General features: G+C 73.5%; 21 protein-coding genes. 12 read left to right on the forward strand and 9 right to left on the reverse strand.

Going from position 1 to position 24,918, the window contains the following annotated elements:
- The first annotated feature begins 132 nt into the window (after positions 1-132).
- The gene (locus ACWCYY_RS05000) at positions 133-924 is read left to right on the forward strand and encodes a VIT1/CCC1 transporter family protein (RefSeq protein WP_380148392.1); all 792 of its coding nucleotides are present in this window, start codon (positions 133-135) and stop codon (positions 922-924) included.
- A 185-nt stretch (positions 925-1,109) separates the two neighbouring features.
- On the opposite strand, the gene ACWCYY_RS05005 is transcribed toward ACWCYY_RS05000, so the two are convergent.
- A complete protein-coding gene (locus tag ACWCYY_RS05005) occupies positions 1,110-1,904 on the reverse strand; it encodes a tyrosine-protein phosphatase (RefSeq protein ID WP_449795139.1) in 795 nt (264 codons plus the stop codon).
- 229 nt (positions 1,905-2,133) lie between these two features.
- On the opposite strand from ACWCYY_RS05005, the gene ACWCYY_RS05010 reads away from it, so the two are divergent.
- Both ACWCYY_RS05010 and ACWCYY_RS05015 read left to right on the forward strand, forming a co-directional pair.
- Positions 2,134-2,700 carry a DJ-1/PfpI family protein gene (locus ACWCYY_RS05010; RefSeq protein ID WP_449795140.1) on the forward strand — a complete coding sequence of 189 codons (567 nt, stop codon included), beginning with the start codon at positions 2,134-2,136 and terminating at the stop codon, positions 2,698-2,700.
- Between the two features lie 111 nt (positions 2,701-2,811).
- Positions 2,812-3,477 carry an SDR family oxidoreductase gene (locus ACWCYY_RS05015; RefSeq protein ID WP_380148396.1) on the forward strand — a complete coding sequence of 222 codons (666 nt, stop codon included), beginning with the start codon at positions 2,812-2,814 and terminating at the stop codon, positions 3,475-3,477.
- 26 nt (positions 3,478-3,503) lie between these two features.
- On the opposite strand, the gene ACWCYY_RS05020 is transcribed toward ACWCYY_RS05015, so the two are convergent.
- A complete protein-coding gene (locus tag ACWCYY_RS05020) occupies positions 3,504-4,973 on the reverse strand; it encodes an MFS transporter (RefSeq protein WP_449795141.1) in 1,470 nt (489 codons plus the stop codon).
- A 498-nt stretch (positions 4,974-5,471) separates the two neighbouring features.
- Here ACWCYY_RS05020 and ACWCYY_RS05025 point away from each other — a divergent pair, with 498 nt between their 5' ends.
- Positions 5,472-5,912, forward strand: a complete 441-nt coding sequence (locus ACWCYY_RS05025) for a GNAT family N-acetyltransferase (protein ID WP_449795142.1) — start codon at positions 5,472-5,474, stop codon at positions 5,910-5,912.
- A gap of 7 nt (positions 5,913-5,919) precedes the next feature.
- Here the strand turns inward: ACWCYY_RS05025 and ACWCYY_RS05030 are convergent, their stop codons facing one another.
- Positions 5,920-6,804: an alpha/beta fold hydrolase gene (locus ACWCYY_RS05030; protein ID WP_380148398.1), complete on the reverse strand. Its 885-nt coding sequence runs from the start codon at positions 6,802-6,804 to the stop codon at positions 5,920-5,922.
- Between the two features lie 84 nt (positions 6,805-6,888).
- On the opposite strand from ACWCYY_RS05030, the gene ACWCYY_RS05035 reads away from it, so the two are divergent.
- Both ACWCYY_RS05035 and ACWCYY_RS05040 read left to right on the forward strand, forming a co-directional pair.
- Positions 6,889-7,446 (forward strand): CGNR zinc finger domain-containing protein, encoded by a 558-nt coding sequence (locus ACWCYY_RS05035; RefSeq protein ID WP_449795143.1) that lies wholly within the window; start codon positions 6,889-6,891, stop codon positions 7,444-7,446.
- A gap of 390 nt (positions 7,447-7,836) precedes the next feature.
- The gene (locus ACWCYY_RS05040; RefSeq protein WP_345281040.1) at positions 7,837-8,496 is read left to right on the forward strand and encodes a 4'-phosphopantetheinyl transferase family protein; all 660 of its coding nucleotides are present in this window, start codon (positions 7,837-7,839) and stop codon (positions 8,494-8,496) included.
- A 34-nt stretch (positions 8,497-8,530) separates the two neighbouring features.
- On the opposite strand, the gene ACWCYY_RS05045 is transcribed toward ACWCYY_RS05040, so the two are convergent.
- Positions 8,531-10,195, reverse strand: a complete 1,665-nt coding sequence (locus ACWCYY_RS05045) for a carbohydrate binding domain-containing protein (RefSeq protein ID WP_449795144.1) — start codon at positions 10,193-10,195, stop codon at positions 8,531-8,533.
- Positions 10,196-10,447: 252 nt separating this feature from the next.
- Between ACWCYY_RS05045 and ACWCYY_RS05050 the strand changes: the two genes are divergently transcribed.
- The 3 genes from ACWCYY_RS05050 (at position 10,448) to ACWCYY_RS05060 (ending at position 14,945) form a co-directional block, all read left to right on the forward strand.
- The gene (locus ACWCYY_RS05050; protein ID WP_449795145.1) at positions 10,448-12,730 is read left to right on the forward strand and encodes a glycosyl hydrolase family 18 protein; all 2,283 of its coding nucleotides are present in this window, start codon (positions 10,448-10,450) and stop codon (positions 12,728-12,730) included.
- Positions 12,731-12,849: 119 nt separating this feature from the next.
- Positions 12,850-13,422, forward strand: a complete 573-nt coding sequence (locus tag ACWCYY_RS05055) for a LemA family protein (RefSeq protein WP_345281074.1) — start codon at positions 12,850-12,852, stop codon at positions 13,420-13,422.
- Positions 13,419-14,945 carry a DUF2207 family protein gene (locus ACWCYY_RS05060; RefSeq protein ID WP_449795146.1) on the forward strand — a complete coding sequence of 509 codons (1,527 nt, stop codon included), beginning with the start codon at positions 13,419-13,421 and terminating at the stop codon, positions 14,943-14,945. The genes ACWCYY_RS05055 and ACWCYY_RS05060 overlap by 4 nt, the downstream gene beginning before the upstream one ends.
- Positions 14,946-15,005: 60 nt before the next feature.
- Here the strand turns inward: ACWCYY_RS05060 and ACWCYY_RS05065 are convergent, their stop codons facing one another.
- Positions 15,006-15,893 carry an ATP-grasp domain-containing protein gene (locus ACWCYY_RS05065; protein WP_345281078.1) on the reverse strand — a complete coding sequence of 296 codons (888 nt, stop codon included), beginning with the start codon at positions 15,891-15,893 and terminating at the stop codon, positions 15,006-15,008.
- Positions 15,894-16,113: 220 nt separating this feature from the next.
- Between ACWCYY_RS05065 and ACWCYY_RS05070 the strand changes: the two genes are divergently transcribed.
- A complete protein-coding gene (locus ACWCYY_RS05070) occupies positions 16,114-18,684 on the forward strand; it encodes a collagenase (RefSeq protein WP_449795147.1) in 2,571 nt (856 codons plus the stop codon).
- Positions 18,685-18,834: 150 nt separating this feature from the next.
- A complete protein-coding gene (locus ACWCYY_RS05075) occupies positions 18,835-20,133 on the forward strand; it encodes a YhgE/Pip domain-containing protein (protein ID WP_345281082.1) in 1,299 nt (432 codons plus the stop codon).
- A 35-nt stretch (positions 20,134-20,168) separates the two neighbouring features.
- On the opposite strand, the gene ACWCYY_RS05080 is transcribed toward ACWCYY_RS05075, so the two are convergent.
- From ACWCYY_RS05080 to ACWCYY_RS05095, 4 genes are all read right to left on the reverse strand, one after another.
- Positions 20,169-21,320: a DUF5685 family protein gene (locus ACWCYY_RS05080; RefSeq protein WP_345281083.1), complete on the reverse strand. Its 1,152-nt coding sequence runs from the start codon at positions 21,318-21,320 to the stop codon at positions 20,169-20,171.
- Positions 21,321-21,370: 50 nt separating this feature from the next.
- Positions 21,371-21,739, reverse strand: coding sequence for a DUF6188 family protein (locus tag ACWCYY_RS05085; RefSeq protein WP_345281085.1), 369 nt, complete (start codon positions 21,737-21,739; stop codon positions 21,371-21,373).
- Between the two features lie 128 nt (positions 21,740-21,867).
- On the reverse strand, positions 21,868-22,341 hold the full coding sequence (locus ACWCYY_RS05090; RefSeq protein WP_449795148.1) for an N-acetyltransferase family protein: 474 nt from the start codon (positions 22,339-22,341) through the stop codon (positions 21,868-21,870).
- Between the two features lie 141 nt (positions 22,342-22,482).
- Positions 22,483-23,889 carry an NAD(P)/FAD-dependent oxidoreductase gene (locus ACWCYY_RS05095; RefSeq protein WP_345281089.1) on the reverse strand — a complete coding sequence of 469 codons (1,407 nt, stop codon included), beginning with the start codon at positions 23,887-23,889 and terminating at the stop codon, positions 22,483-22,485.
- A gap of 239 nt (positions 23,890-24,128) precedes the next feature.
- Here ACWCYY_RS05095 and ACWCYY_RS05100 point away from each other — a divergent pair, with 239 nt between their 5' ends.
- On the forward strand, positions 24,129-24,905 hold the full coding sequence (locus ACWCYY_RS05100; RefSeq protein WP_345281091.1) for a hypothetical protein: 777 nt from the start codon (positions 24,129-24,131) through the stop codon (positions 24,903-24,905).
- The last annotated feature ends 13 nt before the right edge of the window (positions 24,906-24,918 follow it).

The raw sequence follows: 24,918 nt of genomic DNA on the forward strand, positions 1-24,918 counted from the left end.
ACAAGGAATTGTCATGGACAGGTATCCCCGGAATGCCGAGAACGTCAAACCGACACGGGGGTCCTGACCCTCCGTCAGCAGGGCGTCACCGTACGCTGCGGAGCGACGGGACGACAGAGGTGGTGATCCGGGATGGCGGTGCCGGGGCCGGACTGGGACGTGTTGGCGCCGCACTGGCGGCCGGAGCTGCGCTCGGAGCGGGACGACGCGGCCGCCGAACGGGAGTTGGCCGGCATGCGGGCCACCGCCGAGCGGCTGGCCGGCGGCGGCATCCGGGCGGCGGTGCTCGGGGTCAACGACGGGCTGGTGACCAACCTGTGCCTGATCCTCGGGGTGGCGGGCGCGGCGGCCGAGGCCGGAACGGTCCGGCTGTCGGGGCTGGCCAGCCTGGTCGCGGGGGCGCTCTCGATGGCGGCCGGCGAGTGGGTCTCGGTGCGCAGCCAGTCCGAGGTGGCGCGGGGCATGGAGGGCTCGCTGCGGGAGGCGTGGCGGCTCTCCCCGCCGGTGGTGCTGGGGCACCTGACGGCCAGTCTGCGGGAGCGGGGGCTCGACCGGGAGACGGCGGTGCGGGCCAGCCGGGGCGTGGTGACGGGGCGGTCGGCCTCGGAGACGAGCACCCGGATCCTGTACGGCGTGAGCGCGAAGGACGCCGGCTCGCCGATGGTGGCGGCGGTCTCCTCGCTGCTGCTGTTCGCGGTCGGGGCACTGCTGCCGCTGCTGCCGTGGTTCTTCGCGAGCGGCAACGGCGCGGTGGTGGCCTCGGTGGTGATCACGGCGGTGGCGTCGCTGGTGGTCGGCGGGGCGCTCGGGCGCGGCTCGGGGCGGGGTGCGTGGCGGACGGCGGGGCGGCAACTGCTGATCGTGGCACTGGCCTCGGCGGTCACGTACGGCCTGGGCGCCGTGGCGGGGACCTCGGTGACCTAGGGAGAGTGGCCACCCCGGGGCGCGGAGAACTACAGGTAGGGGAACGGCAGCACGTGCAACTGGCTGACGGAGCTTCAGCGGCAGGTGGGCCGTCTTCCGACTCGCGCCCCGCGGCGGAGCCGCAGATCAGCAGAGCCTCGCGCCCCCGAAGGGCGACCGCCGGCGGACGACCACGCGGTGCCGGATCAGGCCGTCAGGTTGGTCCGGAGGGCGTCGAGGGTTTCGTCCGTGAGGCCGAGGGCGGTGCGGGCGTAGGTCTCGGCGTCGCCCCAGCCGTCGGTGAGGGTCTCCAGGGCGGCGGCCAGGTAGGCGGGCCGGACGGTGAGCAGCTCCTCGGTGACCCGGGGGTCGCCGCCGGCCGCGGTGAAGGCCTCGACGACGGGGGCGAAGGCGGCGCGGACGGCCGGGTTGACGGCGAGGTACTCGGCCTCGACGGTGGCGGGGTCGGCGCCGAGCAGGAGGAGCAGGAGGGCGGCGCCCCAGCCGGTGCGGTCCTTGCCGGCGGTGCAGTGGAAGAGGACGGGCCCGTCGGCGGGCGAGGCGAGCTCGGTGAGCAGGGTGCGGTAGGCGGCGCGGCCGGAGTCGCCGGCCACGAAGGAGCGGTAGTCGGAGATCAGTGCCTCGGCGGCGCGGCCGTCGCCGAGGAGGCGGTTGGCGGCGAGCGGGTCGGCCATCACGGTGCCGAGTTTGGAGGCGGCGCCGGAGCTGACCAGGTCGGCGAGGACGTCGGCGACCACCAGGCGGCCGCCGGGCGGGATGACGTCGGGCCGGGCGGCGCGTTCGCGGTCGGTGCGCAGGTCCACCACGGTGCGCACGCCCAGGGCGTCGAAGAGCGGGTCGGCCCCGGGTGCGAAGCGGTCGAGCTGCCCGGAGCGCAGCACCAGGCCGGGTCTGACGGTGCGTCCGCCCGCGAGGGGGATGCCGCCGAGGTCGCGCAGATTGGGGACGGTGGCGGCCTCGATGGGCAGCGAGTACGGCACGGGTTCTCCTCCGGTCGGTCCGCTGCTGACGGTACGGGCCGGGCGGGGGCGGCGCGAGAGGGGCGCCCGGGGATGGAAGGAGGGGGCGCACACGGGGAGCGCACGGGGGGCGCGCGGAAGCACGGAGCGGGCGTGATCACCAGGGTCCGTTGCCGGTGGACGGCCCGGCGCGGAAGGGTGGGGGCGGACCGTCCACGCGGGTGGGCGGCCGGTCTGCGAAGGGCGTGGAATGACGGCGAAGGTCCTGATCGTCACCGGTGACGCGGCGGAGTCGCTGGAGGTGCTCTACCCGTACCAGCGGCTGCGCGAGGAGGGCTACGAGGTGGTCGTCGCCGCGCCGTCGAAGAAGACGCTGCAGTTCGTGGTGCACGACTTCGTGCCCGGCTTCGACACCTACACCGAGAAGGCCGGCTACACCTGGCCCGCCGACGTGGCGTTCGAGGACGTCGACCCGGCCGAGTACGTGGCGCTGGTGATCCCCGGCGGCCGCGCCCCCGAGTACCTGCGCAACGACCCGCAGGTGAAGCGGATCGTGGCCCACTTCTTCGAGGGCGACAAGCCGGTCGCGCAGATCTGCCACGGCCCGCTGATCACCCTGCCGGGCGGCGCCCTGACGGGCCGTCGCACGGCCGCGTACCCGGCGCTGGAGCTGGACGTGACCGGGGCCGGCGCGGTCTACGAGGACGCCGAGGCCGTGGTCGACGGCCAGCTGGTCTCCGCCCGGGCGTGGCCGGACCACCCGGGCTGGATGCGGGAGTTCGTGCGGATCCTGCGGGACAAGGCGCCGGTGGAGTGAGCTGAAACGGCGTCGGGCCCCGGGTGCCCCGGTCCCCCTCGTGAGGGCCGGGGCACCGGCCGTTCGGCGTGGGGGCGGGCGCCGTCGTCGGCGGCGGGTTAGCGTCGGGGCATGCACGTGGTGATCGCCGGTGGGCACGGGAAGATCGCGCTCCAGCTGGAGCGGCTGCTGTCGGCGCGCGGGGACACCGTGACCGGCCTGATCCGCTCCGCCGCCCAGGCCGCGGACCTCAAGGCGGTCGGGGCCCGGCCGGTGGTCTGCGATCTGGAGTCCGTCTCGTTGGAGGACTTGGCGGGCGGCCTGAGCGGGGCCGACGCGGTGGTGTTCGCCGCCGGCGCCGGGCCGAACAGCGGCAGCGCCCGCAAGGACAGTGTCGACCGGGCGGCAGCGGTGCTGTTCGCCGACGCGGCCGAACTGGCCGGGGTGCCGCGCTACCTGATGGTCTCCACCATGGGCATCGAACGGGCCGGGGCGCCGGGCATGGACCAGGAGTTCACCGACTACCTGCGGGCCAAGGGCGCGGCCGAGGAGGACCTGAGGGCCCGTCGGATCGGCTGGACGGTGCTGCGCCCGGGCCCGCTGCTGGACGAGCCGGGCAGCGGCTTCGTCCGCCTCGCGGTGCCGGCGCTGCCGCTGGCGCCCGTCCCCCGGGAGGACGTGGCCCGGGTGCTGCTGGAGCTGCTGGACGCCCATGCGGCGATCGGCCGCACCCTGGAGCTCACCGCCGGGGCGGAGCCGGTGGCCGAGGCCGTCCGGGTGGCGCTGGCCAGCGCCTGACGGCGGGTCACCGGCTCCGGCCGGGATCAGTCGCCCCGTGCCGCGCCCTCCCGGACCTCGGGGCGGGCGGCCGGGGCGGCGGTCGGCGGCTCGGGGGTGCTGCGGTTGGCGAGGACGGAGAGCAGCAGGGCCACGGCGAAGACCGCGGTGCAGGCCAGGGCGGCCTGGAAGTAGGCGGCGCCCGGGGTGGCGGCGGAGCTGTTGAGGTAGATGCCGGAGATCGCCGAGATGCCGACGGCGGCGGCGATCCGCTGCGACATCTGGAGGATGCCGCCCGCCACCCCGGCCGCCTCGGCGGGGGCGTAGCGGAGCACCTGGGCCTGGTTGGGGGAGACCACCAGGCCGGCCGCGGCCCCGGTGCAGAGCTGGCCGAGGCCGAGCAGCACGGGCAGCCAGGGCCCCGAGGTCCAGAGCGCGGCGAGACCGCTGAGCAGGACGGCGGCCAGCGCCAGGGTGAGGCCGAGCGGCACCAGATGGGCCCCGAAGCGTTGGACGGCGCGCCAGGCAACGGAGGAGACCACGGCCATCGCCACCGCGGAGGGCAGGGTGACGGCGGCCGCCGCGAGGGGCGTCAGGCCCAGCCCGTCCTGGAGGAACATCACCAGCACCAGGCTGCCGGCCAGCGAGGCGCCGAACTGGGCCATCGCGGTGAGGGTGCCCAGGGTGTACGGAGCGGAGCGCGGCAGCGAGGGGTGGATCAGCGGCTGACGGCCCGTCGCCGCGCAGTGCCGCTGCCACCGGGCCAGCAGGACGGCCAGGGCCAGGGCGGCGGCGCCCAGGCCCAGCTGGGCGGGGAGCGCGGCGGAGGTGACGAAGGGGAGCATCACCGCGACCGTGATGGCGGCGGTGAGCAGCAGGCCGAGCGGGTCGAGGGAGGAGAGGCCGTGCGCCGCCCCGGCGGCGGGGGCGGGGCGCGGGGCGGGGCGCGGGAGGTGACGGACCGCCAGGACCAGCGTGGCCAGTCCGGACGGGGCGCTGATCAGGAAGGCCAGCCGCCAGCCCCACTCCGGCCCGGCCAGCGCGATCAGGGCTCCGCCGAGCGGCGGGCCCAGGGCGATGGCCACCGCGCAGGTCACCTGGTAGAGCCCGAGGGCCTTGGTGCGGGCCGCTCCGGTGAAGACGTCCTGGAGGGTGCCGATCATCTGGGAGTTGACCAGGCCGGCGCCCGCGCCCTGGAGCAGCCGCAGGACCACCAGGAGCCACGGGTCTGTGGCGGCCGCGGCGAGCAGGCCGGCCGCGACGAACAGGGCGATCCCGGCGACGAAGAACTGCTTGCGGCCGCGCAGGTCACCGAGCCGCCCGCCGGGTATCAGTGCCAGGCCGAAGGCGAGCGAGTAGCCGGCCACGATCCACTGGATCTGGGTGGCCGAGGCCTCCAGGGTGCTGCGCAGCGCGGGGACGGCGATGTTGAGGACGGAGTTGTCCAGCATGGTGGTGAAGCCGCCCGCCAGACAGACCGCGAGGATCCGGTTCTGCTTCTTCGCTGTTCTGTGCACTGACGGAGGCTAGCGGGTGCCGGCCGCGTGGGGGAGGGGTGGGTCAGGTCCGTCGCGTACTCATGCACCTTGCCGTGGCCACTCCCGGGGGAGGGCGGTCACTCCTGGGGCGGAGGTGCGGGATCGGGTGCCGGGGGCGGGCCCGGGTCCGGGTCGGGCAGCGGCGGGCGCGGGCCCGGTCCGGGCGGCGGCCCGGGGAAGGGGTCCGGGCGGGGCGGCTCGGGGAACGGTGGGTGGGTGTCCGGGTTCGGGGGCACGGGCACGGTCATGGCGGCCTCCCTCGGTCTGTGTACGGGCACCTACCCCGGACCTCCGGGACGACACCCGCGGCGCGGCACGGGACGCCCTGCGTCGTAGCCCTGCGGGAGCGCCCGGCCGGTCCGGGCGGCAGCGGCGCACGGGGCGGCGCGGCAGGCGGAGGCGGCGGCGGTGGACGGACCGGCACTGCCGAGGCCGCGCACCGCCGCTGACCGGGCGCCTCCCCTAGGCTGTGCGGTCATGAGCGTTCTTGTGGATATCGCCCGGGAGGCGGACGGCGAGCTGGTCGAGGCCTTCGCCCGTCTGCTGCCGCAACTGTCCGGCAGCGCCGAGCCGTTGGACCGCGAGGCGGTGGCCGGGTTGCTGGCCTGCTCGGCGAACACCGTGCTGCTGGCCCGGCTGGACGGCCGGATCGTCGGGACCTTGACCCTCGTACTGCTCCCGCTGCCGAGCGGGCTGCGGGCCCGGATCGAGGACGTGGTGGTGGACGCGGGGGCCCGTGGCCACGGCGTGGGCACGGCGTTGACCGCTGAGGCCGTCCGGCTGGCGGAGGAGGGCGGGGCGCGGACGGTGGACCTGACCTCGCGGCCCTCGCGGGCGGCGGCGAACCGGTTGTACGAGCGGGCGGGGTTCGAGGTGCGGGGTTCGGTGGTCTACCGGCGGACCGTGGGGACGGGCTGAGCGGTCGTCAGGGCTTCCAGGTGCGGTCGAGGAAGTCGGCGATCAGGGGGGCGATCTCGGGGAGGTGGTCCTCGAGGGCGAAGTGGCCGGTGTCGAAGAGATGGAGCTCGGCCTCGGGGAGGTCGCGCAGGTAGGCCTCGGCGCCGGTGGCGGGGAAGAAGGCGTCGTTGCGGCCCCAGAGGACCAGGGTGGGCGGGGTGTGCTCGCGCAGCCACTGCTGCCAGGCCGGGTACTGCGCGACATTGGAGTGGTAGTCGAAGGCGAGGTCGAGCTGGGGCCGGGTGCGGCCGGGCAGGTCGAGGAAGTGCTGGTCGAGGGTCCAGCCCTCGGGGGCGATCAGCTCGGGGTCGACGGTGCCGCCCTCGTACTGGCCCCTGGTCATCGGGAGGGTGAGCAGCTCGCGGACGGTCTGCTCGGCGCCGGGCTGCCCGGGGCGCAGGGCGATGAAGTCGCGGGCCATCGGGGAGAGGCCCTCGGTGTAGGCGTTGGCGTTCTGCACCACCAGGCCGGCGATGCGGTGCGGCTGACGCAGCGCCAGCCGGAAGCCCACGGGGGCGCCGAAGTCGAAGGCGTAGAGCACGAAGCGCTCCAGGCCGAGGAGTTCGACGAAGCGCTCGGTGACCTCGGCGAGGTGGTCGAAGTCGTAGACGAAGGTGCCGCCGGCGGAGGCCGGTGCGGGGGCGTCGCTGTGGCCGAAGCCCGGGTAGTCCGGGGCGATCAGGCGGTAGCGGGTGCCGAGGACGTCGATCAGGCGGCGGTACTGGTGCGAGGCGGAGGGGAAGCCGTGCAGCAGGAGCATCACCGGGGCGTCCGGATCGGTGGGCAGGCTCTCCCGGTAGAAGAGCCGCAGGCCGTCGACGTCGAGGTGGCGGTGGCGGACGCGGGCGATCATTTCTAATGCCTCCTTGGTGGCTGGTGGCGTTAGCTTCTCGCAGAGTCTTCTAATGTGTCAAGGGATTGATTTAGCATTAGCGGCATGGCTGACCCACTGATCGGTGAACCGCTCGCCCTGGATCTGCTCAACACCCGTCCCCGGGACGGTGACCAGCTCGCCGATCCGGCGGCACTCCGGCGCTGGCTCGAACTCCAGGAGGCCCGCGGGCTGTTGGAGGTCCCGGCGGTGACCGGGCCGGCCGAGCTGACCGCCGTCCGTGAGGTGCGGGAGCTGGCGGTGGTCGCGGTCGGGAGGGTCCGGCGGGGCGAGCCGGTGCCGGGGGCGGTGCTCGACGCGCTCAACGCCAGGCTGCTGGCGGCCCCGCTGGTGGGCGAGCTGCTCCCCGGCCCGGCCGGGCCGGTCTACCGGCTGCGCCGCACCGGCCCGGCCTCGGCCCGGCTGGCAGGTGAACTCGCGGAGGCGGTGGCCGAGTTGGTGACCGGCGGGGAGGTGCTGGCCGCTGTGCGGGACTGTGCCGCCGAGGACTGCGCGTTGATGTTCGTGCCCGCGAACCCCCGGCGCCGCTGGTGCTCACCGGCCACCTGTGGCAACCGCGCCCGGGTGGCCCGGCACTACCGCCGTCGGCGGGACGGGAGTTGAGAGGAGGGGGAGGGGGAGGGCGGGACTGAGGCGGTGTCAGTCTGGACGCGGCCGCGCACGACGGGCCGGGCCGCGGCCGGCAGGGGCGGGGCAATGCTCAGCCGCCTGCCGCCTGCCGCCTGCCGCCTGCCGCCTGCCGCCTGCCGCCTGCCGCCTGCCGCCTGCCGCCTGCCGCCTGCCGCCTGCCGCCTGCGTCATCAGTCGCGTGCCCTGCGTCTTGCCGCTTGCCGCTTGCCGCCTGGCGTGTCCTGCGTCTTGCCGCCCGCGTCGTGGGCCTTGCCGCCCGCGTCATGGGTCGCGCGTCCTGCCGCTGGTCGCTTGCGTCCGGCCAGGGCCGGTGGTGCGTGGGCGGGGGGTAGGCTCGGGCGGATCGAGTGAGGGAGGCGTGTGGTGGAGCCGCTGGTGGTGGTCGCGGGCAGTGCGGAGGTGCTGGCGCGGGCCGGTGCGGGGGAGGGGCTGCTGACCGGAGTGGAGCGGGCCCGGGCCGCGCGGTTCCGGCACGCGTCGACCCGGGAGGACTTCGTCGCGGCCCACGTGCTGGTGCGCGAGTGCGCCGCGCGGCTGCTCGGTACGGAGGCCGCCGCCCTGACGCTGCTCCAGCGCTGCCCGGACTGTGAGGAGGAGGGCCACGGCCGGCCGTACCTGGCGGAGCACCCGGAGGTGCACGTGAGCCTCTCGCACGGGAAGGGCGTGGTGGCCGCGGCGGCCGGCCCCGGCCCGGTCGGGGTGGACGTGGAGCAGCCGTCCCGGGGGATGGTCGCCGAGGTGGCCGAACGGGTGCTGGCCCCGGCCGAGTTGGCGCGGCTGAAGGAGCACCCGGAACCGGAGCGGGCGTTCCTTCGGCTCTGGGTGCGCAAGGAGGCGCTGATCAAGGTCGGCCGCGCCACGCTGGACACCCTGGCCGGAGTGGACCTCTCCGCCCTGCCGCTGGACGGCTCGCCGCTGCGCGGCCGGTGGGACGGGCTGCACCTGCTGGACTGGGAGGACGGTGCGCGCGGCGCGGTGGTCGGCGCGGTGGCGGCCACCGAGCCGCGCCTGCTGGAGCTCTGACGCTCCGGCAGGCGCGGCCCGGTCGTCCGGAGCGTCAGCCGGTGAAGCCGGCCGTGATCTTGGTGAACTGCCAGTCGGCCTGCGAGGTGCCGGAGCAGGTCTCCTGCACGCCGCCACCGGGGCACGGCCGGTCCCGGTTGACGGACCAGAAGGCCAGGCGGGCGATGTGCTTGGTGTTGGACCAGTCGCGGATCTTGGTCCAGGTGTCGGTGCTGGTGAGCTCCTGCTGGTCGCTCAGGCCGTTCATGCCGCTGATGCCGAGGTGGGCGTAGGCGGTGGCGTCGTCCCAGCCGAAGACCGACTTGAGCTTGGTCTTCAGGCCCTCGGCCGCGCTGACGGTGGAGCCGTACATGTCGGCGCCGCCGCCGAAGTCGAACGGCATGATGGTGAAGACGTCGATGTTGGCGTTCAGCGCCTTGGACTGCTCGATCAGGCGGTTGCCCCAGGAGGTCGGGCCGCTGGTGGCGGTGCCGAAGGTGAGGATGGTCCGCAGGCCGGGGTTGTTGTTCTTGACGATCTTCAGGGCGGTGATGATCCGGTCCTGGACGGTGGCGTTCTCGAACTCGTCGGTGTTCTCGATGTCCACGTCGATGGCCTTGAGGCCGTAGGCGTCGATCACCTTCTGGTAGGCCCCGGCCAGCGCCTCGGGGGTGGAGCAGTTGGGGCCGAGCTTGTTGCCGCTCCAGCCGCCGATGGACGGGACGACGTCGCCGCCGGCCGCCCGGATCTGGTTGATGACGGTCTGGTCCACGCCGCCGAGCAGCGGCCGCTGGCTGTCCCAGGTCGGGTTGCAGCCGTTCTGGGCCAGGATGAAGGCCATGGTGAACCACTTGATGCCGGTCGCGCTCATCACCGTGGTCGGGGACGGCGGGTTGCCCCAGCCGTTGTAGAGGTAGGGCGCGGCCTGCTTGAAGCCGGGCGGCGGGGTGGTGCCCGGGTCGGTGGTGACGCTCACCGCGTTGGAGGCGGGGGAGGTGTTCCCGGCCGCGTCGCGGGCCTTCACGGTGAAGGTGTAGGCGGTGTTGGCGCTCAGGTTGGAGACGGTGGCGCTGGTGCCGCCGACGGTGGTGGCCAGGGTCGAGCCCTGGTAGACGTCGTAGGCGGTGACGCCGACGTTGTCGGTGGCCGCGCCCCAGGTGAGGGAGACCGTGGAGGAGGTCTTGCCGGTGGAGAGCGGGGTGCCGGGGGTGGTCGGCGCCTGGGTGTCGTTGCTGCCGCCGGGGCCGTCCAGGCTGATGTCGTCGGCGTTGTAAGTCCCCTGCCCGTACCAGCCGTTGAGGTAGATCTCGGCGCTGGTCTGGCTCGCCCCGGTGGTGAAGGAGACCGAGAGCTTGGTGTAGGCGGAGGCGGACGGGGTCCAGGTGGAGGTGCCACCGGTGACGCCGAGGTAGACGTAGTTGCCGCGGACCCAGCCGCTCAGCGTGTAGGCGGTGTTGGGCTGCACCGCGACGGTCTGCGTGCACTTCGCGGTGTCGCTCGAACTCACCGCGCCGGCAAGGGCCTTGGAGCCGCCGTGGACGGGGCTGGAGACCACCGAGCCGAGGCCGCCGGTGCAGGACCAGCCGGAGAGCGTCCCGGTCTCGAAGCCGGGGTTGGTCAACAGGTTGGCCGCCTGGGCGGTGGTCGGCACGGTGAGTGCCGCCGCGGCCGCCAGGATGCCGGCGCCTGCCACGGAGAGCAGGCGGATACGGGTACGCAAGACGAGTACCTCCAGTGGGGGATGGTTGGTACCGAGCGGACGGACCGTCAGGACATGGGGGGCCGGGGCATGGTCGGTGCACGCCCCGGGGCTTGACGGCGTCGCGCAAATGGTATGGACCTGTTGACGCTGTGGTCCAGTCCTCCTACATTCATCCTCACATCGCCCAGTGCGATTCGGCCGTCACCCGACCGGACGGCAAGCACGGTTCTGCAACCCCCTGTACGGAACCCCCACACCCACAGGAGAACCATGCCCACCCATCTCAGGAGCAGGCTGCTCGCGTTGTTGAGCACAGCGCTGCTGCTCCCGGTCGCCCTCCTCGCCACGCTCGCGGCCCCACCCGCGCACGCGGCCGGACGGCTGACCGCCACCTTCACCACGGCCGACAACGGCTCCTGGTGGAAGGGCACCTTCATCGTCCGCAACGCCACCACCACCGCCGTGACCGGCTGGACCCTGGAGTTCGACCTCCCGGCCGGCGTCACCATCAGCGGCAGCTACAACGGCGACGCCACCGTGACGGGCCGTCACGTGGTGGCCAAGAACGCCTACTACAACGCCACCGTCCAGCCGAACGCGACCACCGAGCCGTACAGCTTCTGGTTCGTCGCCAACGGCCCGATCGGCACGCCGACCGGCTGCACCGTCAACGGCGACAAGTGCGACGGCACCCCCGACGTGCCGCCGGGCGCTCCCGGCAAGCCGGTGGTCACCGCGCTGACCACCAAGTCGGCCGCGCTGAGCTGGCCCGCCGCCACCCCCGGCGACTACCCCGTCGCCTCCTACGAGATCCTCAACGGCTCAACCGTGGTGGGGACTTCGACCGGCACCTCGGGCACCGCGACCGGGCTCACCCCGGCCACCGCGTACGGCCTGACCGTCCGGGCCAAGGACACCCGGGGCAACGCCGGACCGGTCAGCCCGGTGGTGCAGTTCACCACGACCGACCCGGCCAGTGACCCCGTGCCGCCCACCGCGCCCACCAACCTCCGTGCCACCACGGTGACTTCGGGGTCGATCGCGCTGGCCTGGAACGCCTCCACCGACAACGTCGGAGTGGTCTCCTACGACGTGTACCGGGACGGTGCGCTCACCCAGAGCGTCACCGGCACCACGGCGACGGTGAGTTCGCTCGCCCCCGCCACCTCGTACACCTTCACGGTGCGGGCCCGGGACGCGGTGGACAACCTCTCCCCGCTCTCCGCCCCGCTCACCGCCACCACCGGTGACCTGGCCGGGCCGGGCAAGTACACCCGGGTCGGCTACTTCACCCAGTGGGGCATCTACGGCCGCCAGTACTTCGTCAAGAACCTCGACACCTCCGGCTCGGCCGCCAAGCTCGACGTCATCAACTACGCCTTCGAGAACATCGACCCGGTCAACCTGACCTGCCTGGCGGGCGTCACCAAGGGCACCACCGCCAACCCGCAGGATCCGGACCAGGGCACCGGCGCGGGCGACGCGGACGCCGATTACGGCCGTCCGTTCAGCGCCGCCCAGTCGGTGGACGGGGTGGCCGACGACGGCTGGGGCAAGCTGCGCGGCAACCTCAACCAGCTGAAGAAGCTCAAGGCCAAGTACCCGCACCTCAAGGTCGTGGTCTCGCTGGGCGGCTGGACCTACTCCAAGTACTTCTCCGACGTGGCGGCCACCGACGCCTCCCGGCAGAAGTTCGTCAAGTCCTGCCTGGACGTCTGGATCAAGGGCGACCTGCCCGCCTACAACGCGGCCGGCGGCCCGGGCGTGGCGGCCGGGATCTTCGACGGCATCGACCTGGACTGGGAGTGGCCGGGCTCGCCGGACGGCCACGCCGGCAACCACTGGAGCGTCAACGACAAGGCCAACAACACCGCGCTGCTGGCCGAGTTCCGCAAGCAGCTGGACGCGCTGGGCGGCTCGCACAAGCTGCTCACCGCCTTCACCCCCGCCGACCCGGCCAAGATCAACCAGGGCTGGGACCTGTCGCAGATCTTCAAGTACCTGGACATCGCCAACGTCCAGGGCTACGACTTCCACGGCGCGGGCAGCGACAACTCCTGGGAGCCCAACCGGGCCGGCCACCAGGCCAACCTCTACGCCGACGCCCAGGACCCGTACCCGGTGAAGTTCTCCACCGACGCGGCGGTCAAGGCCTACCTGGACGCCGGGGTGAACCCGCGCAAGCTCACCATCGGCTTCCCGTTCTACGGCCGGGGCTGGCAGGGCGTCACCGACGGCGGGGTGAAGGGCGAGTGGCAGGCCGCCACCGGCGCGGCGCCGGGGCAGTTCGCCGAGGAGGCCGGCACCCGCGGTTACAACAATCTGGTCACCACCTTCCCGGGGATGACGGTCGTCCACGACGAGCAGTCCGTCTCCACCTTCGGCTACACCGGGGCCGGCGGGCAGTGGTGGACCTTCGACGACGCCTGGTCGATCGGCAAGAAGGCGGCCTACATCAAGAACAAGAACCTGCTCGGCGCGATGATCTGGGAGATGACGGGTGACACCCCGTCGGGCACCCTGATCAACGCGCTCGACAGCGGCCTCAAGTAGCACCGCGCACCGGCCCGGAGGAAACCCCCTTCGGGCCGGTGTCCCCGGCGTGATATCCATGGGATCTTTGCCCGACCTCCACGGAGTGCGAGGTCTCTTCCCCTCTGGAGGTCGACACCGTGGGTGTCCTCATCGGTGTGCTCGTCGCGGTCCTGGTCCTGGTGGTGCTCCCCGTGTGGTGGGTGGTCCGGACCTACAACCGGTTGGTGCGGCTGCGCAACCAGACCAAGGCGTCCTGGGCGCAGATCGACGTCCAGCTGAAGCGCCGTCACGAGCTGATACCGAACCTGGTCGAAGGTGCCCGCGGGTACGCCGCGCACGAGCGCGCCACCTTCGAGGCGGTCATCGCGGCCCGCGGTGCGGCCACCGGCGGCGGCCTCACCGTGGCCGGCCAGGCCGCGGCGGAGGACGTGCTGACCGCCTCGCTGGGCAAGCTGCTGGCCCTCGGCGAGAGCTACCCGCAGCTCAAGGCGGACCGCCAGTTCTCCAACCTCCAGGCGGAGTTGACCGTGTCCGAGGACAAGATCGCCTACGCCCGGCAGTTCTACAACAGCGCCGTGCAGAGCTACCACAACGCCCTGGAGAGCTTCCCGGCCAACCTGGTCGCCGGCATCGGCGGCGCCCACGGCCACCGCGAGTACTTCGAGGCCGGTCCGGTCGCCGACGCGCCCACCGAGGTGAGGTTCGCGTGAGCCTGGAGACCCAGCTCTACTGGGGCGCGCTCGGGCTGGCCGTGCTCTGGTTCGCGGTGCTCGCCGCCGCGCTGGCCGCGACCCGGAACGGCGCCGTGCGGCCCGGCCCCGCCACCCAGGAGTTCGGCGAGGACCCCGAGCGGCCCGCCCTGGTCGCCCTGCTGGCCAACGGCTGGCGCTCCGTGGACAACGCGGCCGCCGCCACCCTGCTCGACCTGGCCGCCCGCGGCCACCTCGAACTGCGCCAGCCCGGCAACGAGCCGGCGCGGACCACCGTCCACCTGACCGGCAAGGCGGCCGAGGACCTCACCCCCTACGAGCGCCGGGTGCTGCTGCGCACCGCCGAGCGGGCCGGTGCCGACGGCGCCCCGATCGGGGCCATCGCCTTCCGGGCCGAGGAGCGTTCCAAGGCGTGGAACGCCGCGCTGCGCAAGGAGATCGTCACCGAGGCCTGGCAGCGCGGGATCTCCCGCCCCCGGTTCGGCCCGGTGCTGATCGGCCTGCTCGGCGTGCTGGCCTGCCTCCCCGGAGCGTCGCTCGCGGGGGCCGGACTGGCCGGTCACCACGGCATCCGCGGCGTGGTCGCCGCCGCCCTGCTCCCGCTGGTCCCGTTCAGCTGGGTGCTCACCCGGGTGCTGGGCCACGAACGCGCCACCCCGCGCGGCCTGGAGCGGGCCGGCCACTGGGCCGGCGTCCAGGGCTGGCTGCGCGCCCACGAGGAGTTCGGCGCCCTGCCGCCCGCCGCCGTCACGGTCTGGGACCGCTACCTCGGCTACGGCGCCGCGCTCGGCGTCACCAGCGACGCGGCCCGGCTGCTGGGTTTCGACTCCGGCGACAAGCGCCGGGTCTGGTCCTCCTACGGCGGCACCTGGCGACCGGTCCGGATCCGCTACCCGAGGCTGCACCCCGGCTTCGGTGCCGGCACCGGCAAGCTGCTCCAACTCGCGGGCGCCACCGCCCTGGTGGTGGTCTGCCTGGTGCTGTTCGCGGCGCTGCGCCGCCCCGAGTGGGCGGTCACCGGGCCGGAGGCGGAGCACTCGCTGCGCCGGGCCGGCCTGCTGCTCACCCTGGGCTGGGTGGCGATCGCCCTGGCCGCGATCGCGGTGGCCGAGAAGTTCGGCCGCTGGACGCTGTTCGCCGCCTTCCTGGCGACCATGCCGGGCAACTTCGCCAGCGGCAACGGCTGGATGGAGCACGCCTTCGAGACGCCGGGCCCGCTGCTCGGCGAGAGCGTGGCGATCGCCGCCTTCTCGCTCCTGACGGTCTGGTACCTGGTGCTCGCCGTCCGGGAGCGGGGCGCTCCGCTGGTGCTCACCGGCGAGGTGCTCCGGGTGGAGCCGCGCAAGGACGAGGACGCCCCGCTGTTCCTGGCCCTGGACACCGGCGACGCCGAGCGCACCACGGCCTGGGCCCTGCCGGCCCGCCGCGCCACCGTCGTCCCCGGCACGGTGGTCCGCCTGACGGTCTCCCCGGCCACCCGCACCATCCGCACCATCGAGGCGGCGGCGCCGGCCGCCGTCTGACCCCGTCCGACGCCGCCGACGCCCGGCTGACGCACCCTCAGCGCCCCGTGACCGCCCCGGTCACGGGGCGCCGTGGTGTGCGAGGGAGGTGACGGCGGCGGCGAAGCGGCCGAGGGCGTCGGGGTGGTGGGCGAGGAAGAGGTTGGGTTCGATCAGCTCCAGCTCCATCACCACCGGGCGGCGGTCGTCGTCCAGCGCGAGGTCGACCCGGGCGAGCAGCGGGGCGCCGGGGGCGGGGACCACCGCCAGTGCGGCGCGGGCGGTGGCGAGCTCCTCGGGGGTGGGCTCGTACGCGCTCACGCCGGGGTGGGCGGTGCGGTCGTTGTCGATGACGTTCGGCTCGGTGAGCACCGGGCCCTTGCGGATCGCGTGGCTGAAGGCGCCGGCGAAGAAGACCAGGGCGCGCTCGCCCTCCTCGATCAGGCGCAGGTAGGGCTGGACCACGGCCGCGCGCCCCTGCCCGGTGAGCATCCGCACGTGCCGCAGGGCGTCCCCGGCCCGCCCGGCCTCGTAGCGCGCGGTGTCCACGGCGCCCGCCGAGACGGCGGGCTTGACCACCACGCCCCGCCCGGTGGGGAGGTCCTCGGGGCCGAACTCCCCGCCCGGCTCGGCGAAGCGGGTGGGTGCGGTCGGCACGCCCCGGGCGGCGAGCTCGGCGAGGTAGTGCTTGTCGCTGTTCCAGCGGACCGTGGCCGCGGGGTTGAGCAGTCGGGTGGCCCGGCCGGCCCGCTCGGTCCAGGAGAGGAAGTCCGCCAGCCGCTCCGAGTAGTCCCAGGTCGAACGGATCACCGCGAGGTCGTACCGCCCCCAGTCCACCGAGGGGTCGTCCCAGATGAGAATTTCCGCGCTCGCGCCGGCCGCCCGCAGGGCCTTCACCACCTCGGGCAGGTCGGCGTCCAGCTCCAGGCCGATTCCGCTGGTCACGACGGCTACGGAGGCTGCGGTCACGGTACTGCTCCCTCGGTCGGGTAAGGGCTGCCCGGTCAGAGCGGCTGTGACCCGAAGCGTACGGGGGTGTCCGTGGAGGGGCCGCGCCGGGGAGGTCCGAGGTATGTCATATGAACTGTGACATTGTTCTATCGCTCCGGTGGTGGCAGGATGCATGCCAATTCCCCCATCAGCCCGCCTGACGTCCCGTGAGTTACCCCCACAAGAAGAGGACTTGGCCGTGCGTCTGCGCATACCCCTGCCCACCCTCGCAGCAGGCCTGGTGGCCGGCTGTATCACGGCGGGCACCCTGATGCCCGCCGTCGCGACCGCCGCGCCCGCCTCGGTCGGCGGCAAGCCGTCGGCCGTCACCGCCCCCGCGACCCCCAAGCCCGCGGGCGCCCTCACCGACACCGTCGAGGCCACCGAGCGCTTCGAGGAGTCGACCGCCCCGCTCTCCCCCGAGGTGCTCAGCCAGCCCAGCGAGCTGAAGAGCACCGGTGCCGTGACCAAGGCCGCCGAGCCCGCGGGCAAGCCGGCCGGCAAGGCCGCCGGGCTGGCGGCCGCCGCCGGTGCCGCGGCCAGCTGCACCCCCGCCGACTTCAGCTCGCGCACCGGCGCCGCCCTGGTCGACTTCGTCCTCAACTCGACCACCGACTGCGTCTCGACGCTCTTCGAGGGCGTCAACGCCACCACCGCGCCCGGCGTCTTCAAGCAGTCCCAGATGCTGCCGGTCGCCGCCGCGTACAAGGAGAAGGCCACCGCCTACAACGGCACCAACGCCAACGGCGTCCAGCAGCTGGTGCTGTTCCTCCGGGCCGGCTACTACGCGCAGTACAACTTCGCGAACGCGGTGGGCAGTTACGACTCCACCCTGACCAACTCGGTCAAGCTCGGCGCGGACGCCTACTTCGCCAACCCGCGCTCGATGGACGTCACCGACGCCAACGCCGACATACTCAAGGAAGCGCTGGTCCTCACCGACAGCATCAACCTGCAGGGCAGCTTCCTCGACGTCTACAAGCGCTACCTGAACGCCTACGACAAGGCGTACGACGCCAGCGTCAAGATGTCGAGCGCGGTCAACACCATCTTCCGCACCCCCACCTGGCGCGGCGCCTCCAACCCGCAGTTCGTCAACGCGCTCACGGCCGACACCAGCCTGCTGGTCACGATGGCCGACTTCGCGGTCAACCACCGCGACCTGTTCGCCGGTGCGAACGGCGCGCTGGCCGCCAACTCGGGCAACAACCTGGCCAAGCTCTCCGGTGCCAACGCCACCATCGCGGCGGTCGCCCGCCCGCAGGTCAAGCGGGTGCTCGACGCCTCCCCGATCCCCGGCCCGTACGGCGCCCTGTGGGTGAAGACCGCCTACCAGATCAGCGTCAGCTGGCCCGGTGACTGCGGCACCTACGGCACCTGCGACCTGCCGGCCGTGATGACCGCCAAGGTCCTGCCCAACCAGCTCACCTGCGACAACCGCATCCTCAAGGCCCAGGCGCTGTCCCGCGCCGAGCTGGACGCGGTCTGCGCCAGCCTGCGCGGCCAGGACGCCTTCTTCCACAACGTGGTCAAGGACAGCGGCGCGATCCCGAACCAGTACGCCAAGACCGTGGTGTTCGGCATCTTCGCCAACAAGGCCGACTACACCACCTACTCGTGGCCGATCTTCAACAACGGCACCGACAACGGCGGCCAGACCGTGATGGACGCCACCGACCCGGCCAACCAGGCCCGGACCGTGATGTACCAGAAGGCCTGGAACGTCAACGACACCGCGCGGGTGTGGAACCTCAACCACGAGTACACCCACTACCTCGACGCGATCTACGACATGAAGGGCAACTTCTCCACCCAGATGTCGGTCCCGACCATCTGGTGGGTCGAGGGCCTGGCCGAGTACACCTCCTACACCTACCGCGGCGCGACCGACGTCGACGCGATGGCGCAGGCGGCCAAGCACACCTACAAGCTGAGCGAGCTCTTCCAGACCACGTACGGCAACGCCGACTCCACCCGGGTCTACCCCTGGGGCTACCTGGCGGTCCGTTACATGCTCGAGAAGCACCCCGCCGACGTGAAGACGATCATGGACCGCTTCCGGGTCGGTGACTACCAGGGCGCCTACGCCTTCTACAACGGTCTCGGCACCTCCTACGACGCCGACTTCACCACCTGGCTGGACGCCTGCGCGGCCGGCGCCTGCTACGCCCCCGGCCCGACCTCGGTGTTCGACCAGACCGTGAACGGCGCCACCGTCTCGCTGACCGACCGCTCGCTGCAGACCGGCTCCGGCCGGATCGTGAAGTGGAGCTGGTTCTTCGGCGACGGCACCCCGGCCTCCGAGGAGCGCAACCCGAGCCACACCTACGCCAAGGCCGGCTCCTACACCGTCGCCCTGACCACCACCGACGACACCGGCCGCTCGGCCACCACGCCGACCACCGTCACCACCCTGGTCGACGGCGGCCCGGTCACCCTGCCGGCCTGCACCCAGGCCCGGCTGGACGAGCTCGGCAAGAACTGCTCCCGGTCCGACCGCGCCCGCACCAAGGGCAACACCGACTACATGTACCTCTACCTGCCGGCCGGCACCACCACGCTGAAGGTCACCACCTCCGGCGGCACCGGCACCGCGGCGCTGTACTACAACGCCGACAACTGGGCTTCGCCGAGCGCCTTCACGGCCTCGTCGACCCAGACCGGCACCACCCAGTCCATCACCGTGAACAACCCGACGGCTGGCTACCGCTACGTCAGCCTCCACGCCGTCACGGACTTCAGCGGCGTCACCGTCAGCGCGCAGTTCTGACCCGACACCCCCTCAGTCCCACCGCGCCCGGCGGTCGGTGCCCCGTGCACCGGCCGCCGGGCGCGGCTGTGTCGTGCCGGGGGAGGGCGGTGGCGGCCGCCTATGGTCGAGGGAAGCGGCGACCGTCGACCTCCGAGCACGTGGAGTGGAATGTCCAGCGCGATCCCCCCGAAGGCCCCCGGACCGCAGGCCACCGCCGGGCGGGTGCTGCGCCGCTGGAAGCTCTGGATCGCCCCCGGGGTGCTGAGCGCGCTGGTCACCCTGCTGCTCTCGCTGCTCTACATGGGCGGCATCCTCACCCCCTCGGAGAGCCTGGACCGGCTGCCGATCGCGCTGGTGAACTCCGACACCGGGGCCCCGCTGCCCGGACAGCAGGCCAACCTCGGCACCCAGGTGACCGCGGCCGTCACCGGCGGCACCCCGGCCGGACAGGTCGACTGGCGGCTGCTCGACCGGGCCCAGGCCCAGGACCAGCTGGACTCGGGCAAGGTCTACGGCGCCCTGGTCGTCCCCACCGACTTCACCGCCACGGTGGCCGGGCTGACGACCGCTCAGGCCACCGCCCGGCCCGCCCTCACCGTGCTGACCAACCCGGGGATGGGCAGCCTCGGCTCCTCGCTGGCCGCCCAGATCACCCAGCGGTCCGCCCACCAGGTGTCGCTGACGGTCGGCAAGCAGCTCACCGCCTCGCCCGCCCTGGCCGGGGCGAGCGCCACCACGCAGCTGCTGCTCGCCGACCCGGTGGAGGTGAGGACCCAGGTCGGCCACCCGATCGGCGCCCACACCGGGCTCGGCCTGAGCGCCTTCTACTACACCCTGCTGCTGGTGCTGGCCGGCTTCCTCTGCGCCAACATCGTGCACAGCGGCGTCGACACCGCGCTCGGCTACGCCGACACCGAGATCGGTCCCTGGCACACCCGCCGCCCGACGGTGCCGATCAGCCGCACCCAGACCCTGGTGCTGAAGATGGCGATGACCGCCGGGCTCTCGGTGCTGACGACCAGTCTGGTCATGCTCGCCACCATCGCGATCCTCGGCATGGACGCCCCGCACGGGGTGCTGCTCTGGCTCTTCTCCTACTGCGCCTGCCTGTCGGTCGGGCTCGGCGTGCAGGCGATCAACGCGGCCTTCGGCAGCATCGGGCAGCTGGTCGCGATGTTCGTCTTCATCGCGCTGGCCCTGCCCTCCTCGGGCGCCACGGTGCCGCTGGAGGCCGTCCCCGGCTTCTACCGCTTCCTGGCGGTCTTCGAGCCGATGCGCCAACTGGCCGCCGGGGTCCGGTCGATCCTCTACTTCGACGCCCGGGCCGACGCCGGACTGACCCGGGGCTGGATCATGATCGCGATCGGCTTCGTGGTGGCCCTGGCCTTCGGTTTCGCGATGACCCGGTACTACGACCGCAAGGGCCTGGACCGGATGGTCCCGCAGCCGGGCCCGCACCCCGCCTGAGCGCTCCCGGGTGCGGGCCCCGATCCTGTAGGCCCTCAGCAGTCGCAGCCGCAGCCGTCGCACCCGTCGCAGCAGCACCCGTCCGAACAGCAGCTGCAGCAGTCACCGCAGCCGCTGCAGTCGCAGTTGCCGCAGTCGGCGTTGGCGCAGGCACCCTCCTTGCGCTGCCCGCTGAACGGGTCCTCGTGCTCGCAGCAGAGCAGCTGGCAGGTGCAGGCCATGAAGGCCCACATCGCGCAGGCGGCGGGGAGGGAGCGGTTCGGGCGGGGCGGCTCGGGCGCGTGCGGCGGTTGGCCGGGCGCCTGCGGCGGGGCCTGGTGGGGGTGGGAGTGCGCGGTGGGCGTGAAGACCCGGTCGACCGCGCGGCCGGTCTCGTGCACCAGCAGCCGGTGCGCCAGTGCGGGGGAGGTGAACTCGACCTCCGCGAGGGCCAGCCGGATCCCGTGCACGGCGTCGCGGCAGAGACGCTCGGCCTCCGCGCGGTCGGTGCCGGTGGCGGTCAGCGGGTTCCAGGCCCCCGTACGGGCGTCCTCCGCCTGGTCCTCGGCCGCGTCCAGCAGGTGCGCCAGCCGGCCGAACAGCCGGCCCACCTCGTGCAGCGCGGCCGCGTTCCCCGGACGCCCGGCCAGCACGGCGGTGTGCGCCACCGCCTCGGCGGTCGCGGTCTCGGTCGGTTCGGTGACGGCCAGCACCGGGCTGCCGAGACCGGCCGAGCGCTCCAACGCGCCCTGCCGCTCGGCGGCCCGGACCAGCACGGCGGTGTCGAACCCGACCGCCCCGCCCGTCCGCCCGCTCTGCCGCCCCCAGCGCCGGGCCACCATCCCGGCGGCCCCCGCCACCGGCCGGCGGGCGAACGCACCGTCACCGTCCAGCACGTGGTCCTCGACCTTCACCGCCGCCAGTGCCAGCGAGACCGCCGCCGCCAGCCGCGCCCCCTCGCCCCTGGCCACCGAGGCGCCGCGCATCCCGCGCAGCGGGCAGGGCCCGGCCTTGCGGCGGTCCGGGCCGGCCGTGGACTGGGCCTCGACCAGCACGGAGATCACCAGGCCGTCGTAGTTGGTGGCGGTCCTGGCCAGCTGCCCGTGGTCGTCGCGCAGGGCCAGGCAGAGGCCGCAGAGGTGCGCCAGCCACTCCGTGCGCAGCGATTCGGACAGGCTGTGGCGGCACGGTCTGATGATCCCGAACATGCTGGTGCTTCCCCCGTTTGACCCCGTGCGATGACGCTCCGTCAGCGTCCTCAGCCCGTAAGGTACCCGCCCGGCTCGGCGGTGAACAACGGGCCGGCTGGGCCGGACACCTGCCACGGGCGGTGCACGGTGTCGGCGGGCACCGAGAGCCTGCGCCCGCAGTCGAAAGCCAGCTCCAGACCCCCGGCCGGGGTGACGGTGGTGTCGGTGACCCGGGCCCCGGCCAACTCGGCGAGGCCGCCCGCCACGTCGGCGCCCAGGTGCGGGTAGAAGTGCTCCACCCCGCCGGGGGTGCGCAGCCGGAAGTCGCTGTCCACCAGCACCGTCAGCCCGTCGTCGAGGTCGAGTCTGACCTGGCCGCCGCCGCGCACCCGCTCCACCCGACGGCCCGTCAGGGCCTCGGCGATCGACTCGGTCATCCGACCTCCAGGCACTCGCTCACGCCCCGGCTCTCGCTCGTACAGGGGGCCATTGTCATGCCCCGCCCCCTCCCGGTCACGTACCCGGGCCGGAGGCCGGTGAAGCGGTGACGGGTGCGACCCGCGCGTCAGGGGGTGAGGGTGAGGTCCATGCCCGGGTAGGCGCCGTCCACGAACCCGGCCGCCCGGTAGACCGGTGCGCCGGCCTCGCTGGCGTGCAGCTGCACGTAGTGCACCCCGAGCGAGCCGAGCCAGGCGGTCAGCGCGTCGACGATCCGGCGGGCGTGGCCGTGGCCCCGGGCGGTGACGTCGGTGACCATTCCGTCGACGTAGCCCCGGCGCCCGTCCGGGCGGGGCGGGGAGGGCAGGTGGTAGGTCACCCAGGCCAGGCCCGTCGCGGCCAGCCGTTCCCCGGGGTCCCCGCCCACCACCAGGCAGCGCAGGTCGTCCCGCCCGGTCAGCCGCTCGGCGAACCAGCCGCGCGCCGAGGCCCGCCACGGCGCGTCCTCGGGGCCCGGGTCCACGCCGAGGCCTTCCAGCGCGACGGCGCGCAGGCGTACCAGCTCGGGGATGTCGGCGGGGGTGGCCGGGCGCGGATCCATCGGGTGCTCTCCTCGGGGCGTCTCCTGTGCTTCCTTCCGGCAGCCTAGGCGGCGGGTCGTGGACGACCCGAAGCGGGCCCCCGGACGAGCACTTGACGGCGGGTCAGCGCCCGGCGATCGGGTCAGTGCCCGGCAGCCAGGTCAGCGCCCGGCGATCCGGTCGGCGGCGCGGGCGATGGGTGAGGTGGTGGTGCGGCCGTCCGCCTCCTGGCGGTCGGCGGCGTGGTAGGCGGCGTACATGCCGTGCACGCCGAGCCAGCGGAGCGGCTCCGGCTCCCAGCGGCGGACGGAGTGGCCGACCCAGGGGAGCGAGGTCAGCTCGGTGTGCTCGCCGAGCACGAGGTCGCGCAGGGTGCGACCGGCCAGGTTGGTGGTGGTCACGCCGGAGCCGACGTAGCCGCCCGCCCAGCCGAGGCCGCTGCGGCGGTCGAGCTCGACGGTGGAGCACCAGTCCCGTGGCACGCCCAGCACTCCCGCCCAGGCGTGGTCGATCCGGGCCCCGGCGGCGGCCGGGAAGAAGCGGTCCAGCACCTCGCGGAGCTGACGCACCGTCTCCTGCTGGGTGCTCCCGTCGCTGTCGGTCCGCGAACCGAACCGGTACGGCACGCCGCGCCCGCCCAGCGCGATCCGGTCGTCGGCGGTCCGCTGCGCGTACATGTAGGCGTGCGCGAAGTCGCCCAGCACCTCGCGCCCCTCCCAGCCGGTCTCCGCCCAGAACTCCGGCGGCAGCGGCTCGGTGGCGATCATCGCGGAGTTCATCGGCAGCCAGGTGCGGCGCTCGCCGCGCAGGCCGGCGGTGAACCCCTCGGTCGCGCGCAGCACGTGGGTCGCCCGGACGGTGCCGTACGGGGTCTCGGCGCTCGCGGAGGCCGTCCCGCGCGCCGGGTGGATCGCGGTCACCGGCGTGCCCTCGTACACCTCCACCCCGAGGCCGGTCACGACGGCGGCCAGCCCCCGGGCCAGCTTGGCCGGCTGGATGCGGGCGCCGTGCGGCGTCCAGGTCCCGCCGAGGACCCCGGCCACCCCGATCCGGGCGGCCGCCTCACCGGCCGTCAGCACCTGGAGGTCGGTCTCGCCGTAGCCGTGCTCCTCGGCCGCGAAGGCCGCCAGTCGCTCCAACTGGGCCGGGGTACGGGCGACTTCGAGCACGCCGCCGCGGACGATGTCCGCCTCGATGCCCTCGGCGGCGGCCACCGCCACCACCTCGTCGACCGCCTGGTCCATCGCCCGCTGCATCGCCTGGGCGCGCGGCTTGCCGTAGCGGCGGGCGAAGGCGCCGCGGCCGGCGAAGCCGTTGTACAGCCAGCCGCCGTTGCGCCCGGAGGCGCCGTAGCCGCAGAACCGCTGCTCCAGCACCACGATCCGCAGGGTCGGCTCGGCCTTCTTCAGGTAGTACGCCGTCCAGAGCCCGGTGTACCCGCCGCCCACGACGCACACGTCCGCCGTCCGGTCGCCGTCGAGCGGCGGCCGCTGCTCCGGCAGCCCGAGGGCCGAGTACCAGAACGACACACCCCCGTTGACCACGGGACCGTTGGTTGCGGAACTCACGGTGCTCACCGCTGCGACCTGCCTTGCCTCGACGTAGTCCCGGGAGGCTACCCCCTGCCACCACCCCCTGTGACCCGACACCCTGTCAACTCCGGGGCCACCGATGTGTCAGGGTGTCGGGGCGGTACGTGACGGCAGGAACGGCACCACTCGGAACCCGGATGCGGCGGGGCGCCGCCCTGCGACAGGATGCGGTTCCGCAGCTGCTCAGCTGCTCGATGAACGAAGAGGAATGTCTGGTGTCGAAGTACGACATGCTGGTCGTCCTGCCGACGATGCCACCCGAGCGCTACGACGAGGCGGTCGTCGCGGCCCTGGCGCCCTACTACAGCGAGCTCGAGGTGCCCGAGTACCGGGACCACGAGGCGGCGGATCCCAACGACGTGTACTGGGTACGGGTGAACAAGGAGCGGGGCGTCCTGCCGGACCGGGCGGACCTCCGCTGGAGCGAGGTCGCCGAGGTGATGAATGCCTGGGCGGGGACGGTCCCCGGGGACGACGGTCATCTCTACGTCGACGAGGCCGGGCGCGGGTACCACCTCTCCACCCGCAACCCGCGCGGCGAATGGGACGCCCTGAGCCTGCGCATCGGGGGCCCGCGGCTGCTGCACCGGCCGGACGCCGCCGACGATCCGCTGCTGGCCCGGTACGAGTACGGCGAGGTGCCCCGGCACCGCGACCTCCTGGCCGGCCTGCCGAACCGCTGCGACGGCGGCCCGCGCGGACTGCTGGACTTCGAGGCGCTGCGCGCCGCGCACGAGCGCCTCGCCGGGGAGCGGCACGACGCGTGGGTGGCCGGTGGCGAGGAGCCGGCCGACTGGCCGTTCCGGTTCACCGAGGACCGGGCCGGGAACCTCGCCCTGGCCCGCGCCAACGCGGTGCCCGGCTACGCGCTGCTGCGGCTCGACGGGAGGTGGACCGACATGCGCGAGGACGGCTACCTGCGGGACGCCAACGCCTACCTGGACGCCCTCGACCCGGAGTCCGTGGTGCTGGACGTCTCCTGCCACTGCTGACGGGACGCCACGT

It is taken from the genome of Kitasatospora sp. NPDC001664 (genome assembly GCF_053596675.1).

Excerpts from the sequence above, each read along its gene's own strand:
- ACWCYY_RS05000 (WP_380148392.1), top strand. The coding sequence starts at position 133 with ATGGCGGTGCCGGGGCCGGACTGGGACGTGTTGGCGCCGCACTGGCGG.
- ACWCYY_RS05010 (WP_449795140.1), top strand. The coding sequence starts at position 2,134 with ATGACGGCGAAGGTCCTGATCGTCACCGGTGACGCGGCGGAGTCGCTG.
- ACWCYY_RS05015 (WP_380148396.1), top strand. The coding sequence starts at position 2,812 with ATGCACGTGGTGATCGCCGGTGGGCACGGGAAGATCGCGCTCCAGCTG.
- ACWCYY_RS05025 (WP_449795142.1), top strand. The coding sequence starts at position 5,472 with ATGAGCGTTCTTGTGGATATCGCCCGGGAGGCGGACGGCGAGCTGGTC.
- ACWCYY_RS05030 (WP_380148398.1), bottom strand. The coding sequence starts at position 6,804 with ATGATCGCCCGCGTCCGCCACCGCCACCTCGACGTCGACGGCCTGCGG.
- ACWCYY_RS05035 (WP_449795143.1), top strand. The coding sequence starts at position 6,889 with ATGGCTGACCCACTGATCGGTGAACCGCTCGCCCTGGATCTGCTCAAC.
- ACWCYY_RS05050 (WP_449795145.1), top strand. The coding sequence starts at position 10,448 with ATGCCCACCCATCTCAGGAGCAGGCTGCTCGCGTTGTTGAGCACAGCG.
- ACWCYY_RS05075 (WP_345281082.1), top strand. The coding sequence starts at position 18,835 with ATGTCCAGCGCGATCCCCCCGAAGGCCCCCGGACCGCAGGCCACCGCC.
- ACWCYY_RS05080 (WP_345281083.1), bottom strand. The coding sequence starts at position 21,320 with ATGTTCGGGATCATCAGACCGTGCCGCCACAGCCTGTCCGAATCGCTG.
- ACWCYY_RS05085 (WP_345281085.1), bottom strand. The coding sequence starts at position 21,739 with ATGACCGAGTCGATCGCCGAGGCCCTGACGGGCCGTCGGGTGGAGCGG.
- ACWCYY_RS05090 (WP_449795148.1), bottom strand. The coding sequence starts at position 22,341 with ATGGATCCGCGCCCGGCCACCCCCGCCGACATCCCCGAGCTGGTACGC.